The 12,369-nt window shown below is 67.3% G+C and carries 10 protein-coding genes; 4 read left to right on the forward strand and 6 right to left on the reverse strand.

Annotated features, from left to right (window positions below):
- The first annotated feature begins 25 nt into the window (after positions 1–25).
- Entirely contained in the window at positions 26–1,846 is a 1,821-nt protein-coding gene (locus AC50X9_RS15965) for an AMP-dependent synthetase/ligase (RefSeq protein ID WP_494894917.1), read from the forward strand.
- Between the two features lie 167 nt (positions 1,847–2,013).
- On the opposite strand, the gene AC50X9_RS15970 is transcribed toward AC50X9_RS15965, so the two are convergent.
- Complete coding sequence (locus AC50X9_RS15970) at positions 2,014–5,409, reverse strand: pyruvate carboxylase (RefSeq protein WP_494894919.1); 3,396 nt, start codon at positions 5,407–5,409, stop codon at positions 2,014–2,016.
- A gap of 309 nt (positions 5,410–5,718) precedes the next feature.
- Here AC50X9_RS15970 and AC50X9_RS15975 point away from each other — a divergent pair, with 309 nt between their 5' ends.
- Positions 5,719–6,582 carry a ParA family protein gene (locus tag AC50X9_RS15975; RefSeq protein WP_494894921.1) on the forward strand — a complete coding sequence of 288 codons (864 nt, stop codon included), beginning with the start codon at positions 5,719–5,721 and terminating at the stop codon, positions 6,580–6,582.
- A gap of 227 nt (positions 6,583–6,809) precedes the next feature.
- Here AC50X9_RS15975 and AC50X9_RS15980 read toward each other — a convergent pair whose 3' ends face one another.
- The 5 genes from AC50X9_RS15980 to gcvH form a co-directional block, all read right to left on the reverse strand.
- Positions 6,810–7,406, reverse strand: a complete 597-nt coding sequence (locus AC50X9_RS15980) for a MerR family transcriptional regulator (RefSeq protein WP_494894923.1) — start codon at positions 7,404–7,406, stop codon at positions 6,810–6,812.
- A 273-nt stretch (positions 7,407–7,679) separates the two neighbouring features.
- Positions 7,680–8,183, reverse strand: a complete 504-nt coding sequence (locus AC50X9_RS15985; protein ID WP_494894925.1) for a bifunctional nuclease family protein — start codon at positions 8,181–8,183, stop codon at positions 7,680–7,682.
- Entirely contained in the window at positions 8,183–8,899 is a 717-nt protein-coding gene (gene ftsR, locus AC50X9_RS15990) for a transcriptional regulator FtsR (RefSeq protein ID WP_494894927.1), read from the reverse strand. Before ftsR ends, AC50X9_RS15985 begins: the two co-directional genes overlap by 1 nt.
- A gap of 23 nt (positions 8,900–8,922) precedes the next feature.
- Complete coding sequence (locus AC50X9_RS15995) at positions 8,923–9,399, reverse strand: FHA domain-containing protein (RefSeq protein ID WP_494894929.1); 477 nt, start codon at positions 9,397–9,399, stop codon at positions 8,923–8,925.
- 150 nt (positions 9,400–9,549) lie between these two features.
- Positions 9,550–9,936: a glycine cleavage system protein GcvH gene (gcvH, locus tag AC50X9_RS16000; RefSeq protein ID WP_494894931.1), complete on the reverse strand. Its 387-nt coding sequence runs from the start codon at positions 9,934–9,936 to the stop codon at positions 9,550–9,552.
- Between the two features lie 145 nt (positions 9,937–10,081).
- Here gcvH and AC50X9_RS16005 point away from each other — a divergent pair, with 145 nt between their 5' ends.
- Both AC50X9_RS16005 and AC50X9_RS16010 read left to right on the forward strand, forming a co-directional pair.
- The gene (locus tag AC50X9_RS16005) at positions 10,082–10,951 is read left to right on the forward strand and encodes an Fpg/Nei family DNA glycosylase (protein WP_494894933.1); all 870 of its coding nucleotides are present in this window, start codon (positions 10,082–10,084) and stop codon (positions 10,949–10,951) included.
- A 14-nt stretch (positions 10,952–10,965) separates the two neighbouring features.
- Complete coding sequence (locus AC50X9_RS16010; protein WP_494894935.1) at positions 10,966–12,075, forward strand: DNA polymerase IV; 1,110 nt, start codon at positions 10,966–10,968, stop codon at positions 12,073–12,075.
- The last annotated feature ends 294 nt before the right edge of the window (positions 12,076–12,369 follow it).

Below are 12,369 nucleotides of genomic sequence, written 5' to 3' on the forward strand. Positions count from 1 at the left end.
GTCAATGGATATCAAAGGAGCTAACGTGCGAGAAATCAGTGTCCCGCCCCTGGTCAACGTCCCCCCGGAAACGAACGTCACCGACCTGGTGCTGCGCCAGGCGGCGAAGGCCACCAACCCGGCTTTGTTCTCGCGCCTCGACGCCGCCGGAACGTGGCAGGACATCCGCGCCGCCGAGTTCCTGGCCGATGTGTCACTGCTCGCCAAGGGCCTGATGGCAAGCGGCGTCGGGGCCGGCGACCGGGTGGGAATTATGTCCCGCACCCGGTACGAGTGGGCCCTGATCGACTTCGCCATCTGGTTCGCCGGTGCCGTCTCCGTGCCGATCTATGAGACGTCCTCCCCCTCGCAGGTCGCCTGGAACCTGGGTGATTCCGGCGCGGTCGCCGCGTTCGGCGAGTCCGCCCACCACGAGGCCATCATCCGGCAGGCTGCCACCTCCGAGGGCCTCACCGAACTGGCCCACGTCTGGCAGCTTGAGGGAGCCGGCCTCGACGAAGTCCGCGCCGCCGGTGCGACGGTCAGCAACGAGGAGCTTGAGGCCCGGCGCAGCCTCGCAACCCTCGACGACCTCGCCACGATTATCTACACCTCAGGCACGACCGGCCGGCCCAAGGGCTGCGAGCTGACCCACGGGAACTTCGTGAGCCTGTCCGAAAACGCGCTGGCCACCTCGCTGAACAAGATCGTCCACGAGCAGGCCCGGACCATTATGTTCCTGCCGCTCGCCCACGTGTTCGCGCGCTTCATCTCGGTCCTGGCGGTCGCCGGCGGCGTCACGGTGGCCCACACGCCGGACATCAAGAACCTCTTGCCGGACCTGCAGAGCTACAAGCCAACCTTCATCCTGGCGGTCCCGAGGGTCTTCGAGAAGGTCTACAACTCGGCGCTCACCAAGGCCGAGGACGGCGGCAAGGGCGCCATCTTCCACCGCGCGGCGGACACCGCCATCGAATTTTCCCGCGCCCGCCAGGCCGGCAAGGTCGGCCTCGGGCTCAAACTCAAGCACGCCGTCTTTGACAAGCTGGTCTACAGCAAGCTCCGCGCCGCGATGGGCGGCGAGGTTGCCCACGCCGTCTCCGGCGGCGGCCCGCTGGGCGAGCGGCTGGGCCACTTCTTCCAGGGCATCGGCATGCAGATCCTGGAAGGCTACGGGCTGACCGAAACGACGGCCCCCGTTACCGTGAACACGCCCGAGCTGATCAAGATCGGCACCGTCGGCGCCCCGATTCCCGGCAACGCCGTCAAGATCGCCGACGACGGCGAAATCCTGGCCAAGGGCGTGTGCGTCATGCGCGGCTACTACAAGCGCGAGGACCTCTCCGCGGAGTCCTTCGTCGATGGCTGGTTCCGCACCGGCGACATCGGACACCTCGACGCGCAGGGCTTCCTGACCATCACCGGGCGCAAGAAGGAAATCATCGTCACGGCCAGCGGCAAGAATGTCGTGCCGGCCCTGCTGGAGGACCAGATCCGCGCGGACGCGCTGGTCTCGCAGGTGCTGGTGGTGGGCGACAACCGACCCTTCATCGGCGCGCTGGTCACCCTCGACGAGGAGGCCCTGCCCGGCTGGCTGCACCGCCACGGGCTGCCCGCATCAACGACCGTTGCCGAAGCCACCGACAACACCGCCGTCCGGGCCGCCGTGCAGGAGCTCATCAACGCCGCCAACCAGTCCGTGTCCCAGGCCGAAGCGATCAAGTCCTTCCGGATCGTGCCGGCGGACTTCACGGAGGCCTCCGGGCACCTGACGCCCTCGATGAAGGTCAAGCGCGCCCAGGTGATGAAGGACTTCGAGAACGTCATCGAGGAGATGTACGGCACCCCGCGTCCCACCCAGCTCTAACCGGCACCACCCCAAGCCAACGCGGGGATCCTTCCGGCCATCCTGCGCCCGCAGATGGGCCGGAAGGATCCCCGCGTTGCTTGTAGAAGAAGGGTCCTTCCAGCCTCGGCCGGAAGGACCCTTCTTCGTGGCGCTGGATGTTGTCGTTGTGCTGGGTGCTGCTGCGGCTATTCGACGACGAGCAGCAGGTCCCCGCCCTGGACCTGTTCGATCGCCCCGACGGCGAGGCGCGAGACGGTGCCGGCCACCGGCGTCGTGATGGACGCCTCCATCTTCATGGCTTCGATCGTGGCGACGGTGTCGCCGGCCTTGACCGCCTCGCCGGCCTTGACGGTCAGGGTGACGGCCCCGGCGAACGGTGCGGCCACCTGGCCCGGCTGGGACGTGTCGGCGCGCTCGGCGGCCTTGACGTTGCTGACGACGGAACGGTCCCGGACCACGACCGGGCGGGACTGCCCGTTGAGCGTGCACATCACGGTGCGCATGCCCTTCTCGTCCGGTTCGGAGACCGCTTCGAGCGAGGCGATCAGGCGGACGCCCTTCTCCAGCTCGATCTCGTGCTCGGCGCCGCGCTGCAGGCCGAAGAGGTAGTCGCGGGTGTCCAGCACCGAGAGGTTGCCGTAGGACTCCACGCTCTTCTGGTAGTCCTTGGTCGGGCCGGCGAAGAGCAGCCGGTTGAGCGTCTGCTGCACGGTCCGGGAGTCCGAGTTGAGTGCGGCGCTGTCCTCGGCGCTGAGCTCGACGTCGCGGACCTTCACCGTGCGGCCCTGCAGGGCCTTGGTGCGGAACGGTTCCGGCCAGCCTCCGGGCGGGTCGCCCAGCTCACCGGACAGGAAGCCAATCACGGAATCCGGGATGTCGTATTTCTGCGGGTTCTCGTTGAAGTCCGCCGGATCGGCGTTGAGGCCGACCAGGTGCAGGGCCAGGTCGCCGACGACCTTGGAGGACGGGGTGACCTTCACAAGCCGGCCGAGGATCCGGTCGGCCGCGGTGTACATGTCCTCGATGGCCTCGAACCGCTCCCCGAGGCCCAGCGCGATCGCCTGCTGGCGCAGGTTGGAGAGCTGGCCGCCGGGGATTTCGTGCTGGTAGACCCGTCCGGTGGGGCCCGGGAGGCCCGATTCGAACGGTGCATAGACACGGCGGACGGCTTCCCAGTACGGTTCCAGGGCACATACGCTCGCCAGGCTCAGCCCGGTGTCCCGCGGCGTGTGGGCCAGCGCGGCGACCAGGGCGGAGGCCGAGGGCTGGCTGGTGGTGCCGGCCAGCGAGGCCGAGGCCACGTCCACGGCGTCGACACCGGCGTCGACGGCCGCCAGCAGGGTGGCCAGCTGTCCGCCCGCCGTGTCGTGCGTGTGCAGGTGGACCGGGAGGTCGAAGCGTTCGCGCAGGGCACTCACGAGGCGGGCAGCGGCGGCGGGCCGCAGCAGGCCCGCCATGTCCTTGATCGCCAGGATGTGCGCGCCGGCGTCGACGATCTTCTGCGCCAGCTCCAGGTAGTAGTCCAGTGTGTAGAGCGTCTCGTCGGGATCCAGCATGTCGGCGGTGTAGCAGAGCGCGACTTCCGCGACGGCGGTGCCGGTCTCGCGGACCGCGCGGATCGCAGGCGCCATCTGGTTGACGTCGTTGAGCGCGTCGAAGATGCGGAAGATGTCGATGCCGGTGGCGGCTGCCTCGTTGACGAACGCGACCGTGACTTCTTCCGGGTACGGGGTATAGCCGACCGTGTTGCGGCCGCGCAGGAGCATCTGCAGGCAGACGTTCGGCAGCGCCTTGCGCAGCGCAGCGAGCCGGTGCCAGGGATCCTCACCGAGGAACCGCAGCGAAACGTCATAGGTGGCTCCGCCCCAGGCCTCAACGGAGAGCAGTTCCGGCAGGAGCTTGGTGACGGCCGGGCCGGCTGCCACGAGGTCGCGGGTGCGGACCCTGGTGGCGAGCAGGGACTGGTGGGCGTCGCGGAAGGTGGTGTCGGTGACGGCGACGGCATCCTGTGCGCGGAGGGCCTTCGCGAAGCCGTCCGGGCCCAGTTCCTGCAGCCGCTGGCGGGAGCCGGGCCCGGCAGCGGTGTCGTCCAGGTCCGGGAGTTTGGCGGCCGGATCGCTGTGGACCGTGAGCTCGCCGTTGGGCTTGTTCACGGTGACTTCGGCCAGCCAGGTCAGCAGCTTGGTGCCGCGGTCCGCGGAGACCCGGGCCTTGAGCAGTTCGGGGCGTTCGTCGATGAAGTTGGTGGCCACGTTGCCGGCGATGAAGTCGGCGTCGTCCAGCACGGCCTGGAGGAACGAGATGTTGGTGGAGACGCCGCGGATGCGGAACTCGGCGAGGGCCCGGCGGGCCCGGGCCACGGCTGCCGGGTACTCGCGGCCGCGGCAGGTCAGCTTGACCAGCATGGAGTCGAAGTGCGGGCTGATCTCGGCACCCGAGTAGACGGTGCCGCCATCGAGCCGGACGCCGGCGCCGCCGGCTGAACGGTAGCCGGTGATCTTGCCGACGTCGGGCCGGAAGCCGTTGGCCGGGTCCTCCGTGGTGATGCGGCACTGCAGGGCGGCGCCCCGGAGCTTGACGGTCTCCTGGGAGAGTCCCAGGTCCGCGAGGGTCTCGCCGGCGGCGATGCGCAGTTGGGCTTGGACCAGGTCGACGTCGGTGACTTCCTCGGTGACGGTGTGCTCAACCTGGATGCGCGGGTTCATTTCGATGAACACGTGCTGGCCGGCCCGTTCCCCGACGGTGTCGACGAGGAATTCCACGGTGCCGGCGTTGACGTAGTTCAGCGCCTTGGCGAACTTCACGGCGTCGCGGTAGAGCGCCTGCCGGATGCCTTCGTCCAGGTTCGGCGCCGGGGCGATCTCGATGACCTTCTGGTGGCGGCGCTGGATGGAGCAGTCACGCTCGAAGAGGTGCATCACGTTGCCCTCGGCGTCGGCCAGGATCTGCACCTCGATGTGGCGGGGGCGCAGCACTGCCTGCTCCAGGAACATGGTCGGGTCACCGAAGGCCGCGTCTGCTTCGCGCATGGCGGCCTGCAGCGCCTCGGGCAGGGCATCGCGGGTGTCCACGCGGCGCATCCCGCGCCCGCCGCCGCCGGCGACGGCCTTGGCGAAGATGGGGAAGCCGATCACGTCGGCGGCTGCGATGAGCTCGTCGACGTCTTTCGAGGGCTGGCTGGACTTCAGCACCGGGACGCCGGCCTTGCGGGCGGCTTCAAGGGCTGCGACCTTGTTGCCGGCAAGTTCCAGGACCTCCGCCGGCGGCCCGACGAACGTGATGCCGGCCTCCGCGGCGGCCCGGGCCAGGCGCGGGTTCTCCGAGAGGAAGCCGTACCCGGGGTAGATGGCGTCGGCGCCGGATTCCTTGGCCACGCGCACCACCTCGTCGACGTCGAGGTAGGCCCGGACGGGGTGGCCCTCTTCGCCGATCAGATAGGCCTCATCCGCCTTCTGGCGGTGGATCGAGTTGCGGTCCTCGTTCGGGAAGACGGCGACAGTCTTGGCGCCCAGTTCGTAGCCGGCACGGAAGGCACGGATCGCGATTTCGCCGCGATTGGCCACCAGAATTTTCGAAAACATACTTCTCCTGCATCATCGCGGGTGTATCGGTAATTGGTCACAGTGTCTAAGAGGTGGCCGGGCAAACACAAATTATTGTGTCGGCCGTCACAGCGACGCGCGTCACGTGTGCCGGATTAGGCGCAGGCGGGTTCCGGTCCCGGCAGAAGCATATCTGTGATCTGTCCGCCCCGGCACCCGATAAGGCAGGTTTCGGCAGGGCGGCAACATATGATGAGGGGTGGGTGGCGCAGCACGCCCCGGTTCCGGAGAACGCAGGAGCCGGCAGGACCCCGTCCCGGCAACCGGCGTTAGGTATTGGTTTTTCAAGTGCAAGTAGTCAGCATCAGCAGCCTCAAAGGCGGTGTCGGCAAGACATCGGTGACCACCGGATTGGCATCCGCGGCATTGGCCGCCGGCATCCCCACCCTCGTCGTCGACCTTGATCCGCACGCCGATGCGAGTACGGCGCTTGGTGTCCGGCCGGGTGACCAGTTGGACATCGGCCGGATGCTCAAGGCTCCCCGGCGTGCCCGCCTGGCCGAGAACGTGGTCCCCAGCGGCTGGGTGGAGCGCATGTCCGCCACCAGCGGAGCTCCTGCCGGCCGGTCAGCCTCCGTCCTCGATGTGGCCGTCGGTTCCGCCTACACCGGCATCTACGACCGCCCCGACCTGGGCCGCCGCGACCTGCGCCGGCTTTCCGCCGTGCTGGCCGGCGCGTCCAAGTACCAGCTGGTCCTCGTGGATTGCCCGCCTTCCCTCAACGGGCTGACCAGGATGGCCTGGTCCGCCAGCGACAAGGTGGTCCTCGTCGCCGAACCCGGCCTCTTCTCTGTCGCGGGCACGGAACGCACCATGCGGGCGATCCAGATGTTCCGCCAGGAATTCGCCCCGAACCTCTCCCCCGCCGGCATCGTCGCCAACCGGGTGCGCAGCGGTTCCTCCGAGCACACCTTCCGGCTCGCCGAGATGGAGTCCATGTTCGGCCCGCTGCTGCTGTCCCCGCACATCCCGGAGCAGGCCAACTGGCAGCAGATCCAGGGCGCGGCGCACTCCATCCACCACTGGCCGGGAGATTCGGCCAAGAACGCCGCCGCCCTGTTCGACGCCCTGCTGGCGAACCTGGTCGGCAACGGCGCAGGCACAGGGGATCTGGCGGGCGCAGGCCTGGTCCGCAACCGCAGCCAGCGCTAGCGGCAACCGCCCCGGGACCCGGGACCCGGGCACCGGCAGCCGGGACCCGGGCACCGGCACCGCGGAGCAGACCCCAAAACGACACCAACGCGGGGTCACTAAACGCCCATCCGGCAGGCCAAGATGGGCGTTTAGTGACCCCGCGTTGCTGTGGGGGGACGGTGTTGTGCAGTGCTGGTGGTGTGGCGGTCTGCGCGCCAGCCAACTTTGCCTGCTTGGTTGCTGGGCTAGCTGATCTTGCGGGCGGCGCGGCGCTTGCTGAGCTCGTCGCCGGGGAAGGACTGGTCGCTGGCGTGTTCGCTCGGAAGGGCTGCGAGGCTGCCTTCCACTTCCCGCCAGACGCGGCCGACGGCGATCCCGAAGACGCCCTGCCCGCCCTGGACGAGATCGATCACTTCGTCCGCCGAGGTGCATTCGTACACGCTGGCGCCGTCGCTCATGAGGGTGATCTGGGCCAGATCCTCGACGCCGCGCTCCCGGAGGTGCTCAACGGCGGTGCGGATCTGCTGCAGGGACACGCCGGTGTCGAGGAGGCGCTTGACGACCTTGAGCACCAGAATGTCGCGGAAACCGTAGAGTCGCTGGGAGCCGGAACCGGCGGCGCCGCGGACGGCGGGTTCGACCAGCCCGGTGCGCGCCCAGTAGTCCAGCTGGCGGTAGGTGATGCCGGCCGCCTTGCAGGCGGTAGGACCGCGGTAGCCCGCATCCTCATCCAGAACAGGGAGGTCCTCGGTGAACAGCAGGCCCTGGGCACCACTGGCGGGCACGGCAATACCAGCCGTCGAGGGCTGCTTGAGCTCGCCCGCTTCGCCTTTCGGACTCACGTGGATCCTCCTTGTCTTGGCTCCCCTGCGAAAATGCAGCAACAACCAGTTGTTACTAGCTAAACAAAACACAGGTGGATAAAATTCATCCGTGTAATTCTGCCGGATCTGCACTCTCCAGTGTGACCTGAGCGGCTGTTGCGTGCAATGGGAACTTGTACTTCTGACGTTAGGCCTGCCGGGGCCGAAGGTCAAAGACGTTCGAGGTAATGCCGGGGCGTGTCGAAACTTTCATTCTCGACTTTAACCTTTGCCGTTCCCGGGGGCGTGGCCTCAGCCGGCAAAGTCCTCCGGTTCGACGTCGTCGAGGAACTCGCGGAAACGGCGCAGCTCCCCCTCTTCGTCGACGGCGGGCCCGGGGTGGGTGTCCTCGCCCTCGTCGTGTTCGGTGATCCGGACACCTGCCTCTTCCATCACGGCGTCGGCGCACCAGATGCGGCACTTGGCCCGGAGGGCCAGAGCCAGGGCATCGGAGGCCCGGGAACTGACCGTGGTCCCGTTGTCGAACTGGAGCTGGCCGTAGAAGATGTTGTCCTCCACGGCCACAATGTTGACGCTGACGATGGCGTGGCCGAGCGCTTCGACGACGTCGATCAGCAGGTCGTGGGTCATAGGGCGCGGCGGCACCACCCCCTGCTGGGCCAGTGCGATGGCGCTGGCCTCGGGAGTGCCGATCCAGATCGGCACGTGCCGCTCACCGTGGATCTCCTTGAGCAGGACGAGCGGCTGGTTGGACGGAAGTTCAATCCGTACGCCTACAATCTCCACCTCAATCATCAGTTGTCCATCCTCGAGATGCGGTCCAGAACCAGGGCCCGGTGCAGTGTGAGGCACAGCTCGCTGATCTCCCGGGCTGCTTCTGCGGCGCGGGCATGGGAGGCGGCATCCTTGCGCGAGGTCAGGGTCGCCACGGCACGCTCCACCAGCCCGAACTCGCGTTCGGCGGCGGCCTGGAACGGCCGCAGGTGCCGTGGTTCCAGTCCGTGGCCCTCCAGCTGGACACAGGCGCGCGCGACCTGGAGGGCGTGCTCATCGAATTTTCCATTGACGTGGCCGATCAGGCCGAAGCTCAGCAGCGACTCGACCAGCGGCACGCTGGCGCCGGACTCGGCGCGGAGCTGCTCCTCGCTGAGCCGGCGGACCCGGCTGTGCAGTTCGGACGCCAGGTCCTCGGAGACGATCCGCGGCGACACCGTAACCCCGGGCGGCAGGTTCTCCGGACGCTCCCCGCGGTCGATGGCATCGAGGTAGTCCTTGATGACCTTCAACGGCAGGTACTGGTCGCGCTGGAGGGACAGCACGAAACGCAGCCGCTCGACGTCGTTCTCGGCGTACTGCCGGTATCCGGCCGGCGTCCGCCGGGGGTTGATCAGGCCCTTTTCCTCCAGGAACCGGATTTTCGACGCGGTCATGCTGGGGAAGTCGTCGCTCAGCTGAGCCAGGACTTCCCCGATGTTCAGAACCTGGGGTCCGCGCCGTTCCGCTTGTGCCATGGCCACAGGCAGCTACCCCGGAATCAGACGTTGCCTGCTGCGCGGGCAGGGCTCAGGTAGAAGGTGAGACGGAACTTCCCGATCTGCACTTCGTTGCCGGACTTCAGTTCGACACTGTCGACCCGGTCGTTATTCACGTAGGTGCCGTTCAGGCTTCCGGTGTCCACGACTTCGAAGCTGCGCGCCGTGCGGCGAAACTCGACATGCCGGCGGGAAACCGTCACGTCGTCGAGGAAGATGTCGGCGTCCGGGTGCCGGCCCGCCGTCGTGATGTCCGTGTCCAGCAGGAAGCGGGCGCCGATGTTGGGGCCGCTGTGTGCAACCAGCAGCGCGGAACCGTGCGGCAGCGCCTCAACCGCGGCCCACTCCTCGGCCGTGAGCTTCGGAACGAAGGTCGGTTCGTCGCGGACCGGGGTGAGGTTAATCGACGTGGTCTCCGACGCCTTCACTCCACCCGTGCCATGACCGTCACCGGTGTTGTTGCGTTCGTGCCCAAACATTGATTCCTCCATTCGCTGCAGGTGTCCCCCCGCAAACAACGCATGCCGTCCGGAAAAGCCTGGCAGATCCGGGATTCACCCTCGGTAGGGGCGTTGTTTCGCTGGTTTCCCAACGGCTTAGCGAACGACCCGGCCCGAATGGGCTTTGCTTTAGCCTACCTGTTGTTCGTACTCCGATGCACTGAGCAGTGACTCGACCGCGTCGGCCTCCGCCAGCCTGATTTCCATCAGCCAGCCCTCGCCATACGGATCGGAATTGATCAGCGCGGAGTCGGTGTCCAGGGCCTCGTTGCGCGAGACAATTTCCCCGGAAACCGGGGCGTAGATGTCGCTGACGCTCTTGGTGGATTCGACCTCGCCGACGACGTCGTTTGCCTTGATGGTGGTGCCGACCTCAGGCATCTGGGCGTAGACCACGTCCCCAAGCGCGTCCTGGGCAAAATCGGTGATGCCCACGCGCACAACACCGTCGGCGTTCGGCGCAGATACCCACTCGTGCTCTGCGGTGTAGGACAGCTCTTCGGGAATGTTGCTCATGACGGGCCTTTCCTCGGGTCAATCACCAATGTCGACGGCGGCGATGGAACTGTCCGCCGGTGAAAGTATAGGCATATCCGGCCAGGCCCGGGGAGGACTCTGACATGATGGGGCGATGACCGATCAAGCCGGTAACGGCTAGGCAATGCCTGAGCTTCCAGAAGTCGCGGCGCTGACGGATTTTCTCGCCGGGCAGCTGCGCGGGGCCGTTGTCACGAAGATCCAGCTTGTCTCCTTTGCGGTGCTCAAAACGGCCGATCCGCCCTTCTCCGAACTGGAGGGCAGGACCGTGACCGGCGTGCGCCGCTATGGGAAGTTCGTCAGCCTTGAGGCCGACGGCATGTATTTGGTCTTCCACCTGGCCCGGGCCGGCTGGGTCCGCTTCACGGACACGCCGCACGACACTCCGCTGAAAATGGGCAAGGGCTATCTCGCGGCACGGTTGTTGTTTTCCGGTGCATCCGGGCCGCTGGGCCTGGACCTGACCGAGGCGGGCACCAAAAAGAGCCTGGCCGTCTACGTGGTCCGCGATCCGCACGACGTTCCCGGCATCGCCGCCCTGGGTCCGGACCCGTTCAGTCAAGGGTTCGACGTCGACGCCCTCGCGGGGATCCTGGCGGGCAGTTCCCAGCAGATCAAGGGCGTGCTGCGGAGCCAGGGCGTGATGGCGGGCATCGGGAACGCCTACAGCGACGAGATCCTGCACGCCGCGAGGATCTCCCCCTTCGCCGCCGCCAAATCCCTGGACCGGGAACAGGTGCAGGACCTCTACGAAGCCATCCACAGCATCCTGGGGACAGCCCTGCGGGAGGCCGCCGGCAAACCGCCGCACGAACTCAAGGACGCCAAGCGCAGCCACATGCGGGTCCACGGACGGACCGGCGAGGCGTGCCCGGTGTGCGGGGACATCGTCCGCGAGGTGTCCTTTGCGGATACCGCCCTGCAATACTGTCCGGGCTGCCAGACGAAGGGGAAGATCCTGGCCGACCGCCGCACCTCCCGCTTCCTGAAATAGGCGCACCTTTCGAGATGCCCTGCCGGGGGTGTTTAGGGCAGACTGGTGGCGTGAGCGGAATCCGGTGGGTGCTGCACGTCGATCTCGACCAGTTCATCGCGGCGGTCGAAGTGCTCCGGCGGCCGGAGCTTGCGGGCAAGCCGATCATTGTCGGCGGCCGGGGCGACCCCACCGAACGAGCTGTGGTGTCGACCGCATCCTACGAAGCCAGGGCGTTCGGCGTGGGTTCCGGAATGCCCTTGCGGGTTGCGGCCCGGAAAGTGCCCGACGCCGTGATCCTGCCCGTCGATCAGGAGGCCTACCTCGCGGCGTCTGAAACGGTGATGGCTACCCTGCGCGCGCAGCCCGGGGCCACCGTGCAGGTGCTGGGTTGGGATGAAGCCTTTGTCGGCACCGAGACAGAGAACCCGGAAGCCTACGCCCGGCAGGTGCAAGCCGCTGTCCTGGCACGAACGCGGCTGCACTGCAGCGTGGGCATCGGCGACACCCTGGTCCGGGCCAAGGTCGCCACCGGTTTCGGCAAGCCGGCCGGCGTCTTCCGTCTCACGGCCGGGAACTGGCTCGACGTCATGGGCAGCCGGCCTACCAAGGACCTGTGGGGCGTCGGAACCAAAGTGTCGGGCCGGCTGGCCAAACTCGGCATCAACACAGTCGCCGAGCTCGCCGCGTCCGACCCCCAGGACCTGGTCCCGGAGTTCGGCCCCCGGATGGGTCCTTGGTACGCGGAGCTCGGACGCGGGGACGGCGCCAGCGTAGTGGACGACACCCCGTGGATTGCCCGCGGGCACAGCCGGGAGACCACGTTCCAGCGGGACCTGACCGAACCCGCCCAGGTGGACGACGCCGTCAGGGAGCTGACAGCACGTGTCCTTGAGGATGTTGTGGCCGAAGGACGGCCCGTGGTTGGGCTGACGCTCAAGGTTCGGTACGCACCGTTCGTCACCACGACCCATGCGAGGAAGATTCCCGAGACATTCGAGCGGAACGAAATCCTCGCGCGGGCCCTGGACCTCGCAGCCGTAATCGAGGTGGGCCGTCCGATCCGGCTCCTGGGCCTGCGGGCCGAAATGGCCATGCCCGACGACGCCCGAAAGGGACACACACCGACGCGCGGTGGTTGGTGACGGCGTCGGCCCCGGGCTCACCAGCGCGGATGAATCGCTTCGCGGAAAGTAGCGGATTTGGGCGGGCGCACGACTTTTGGACGTGCCCCGGCGCAGTGGAGGGGTCGCCAGCACATTGGAGCGCCTGCGCCGCGTTGCGGCAGGTCGGTCACTTATCACGTACTGGAAGCGAGTGGGTCCTGTAACCGCGATAGGTCGTGAAACCCCGACCCACGACTGTCCCGGCTACCCTCAGTCCGATAAAGGCACTTCGAAGGACGTGCCCTTATCGGGAAAGGGGTGCACGATGATAAG

Source organism: Pseudarthrobacter sp. HLT1-3 (assembly GCF_059383535.1).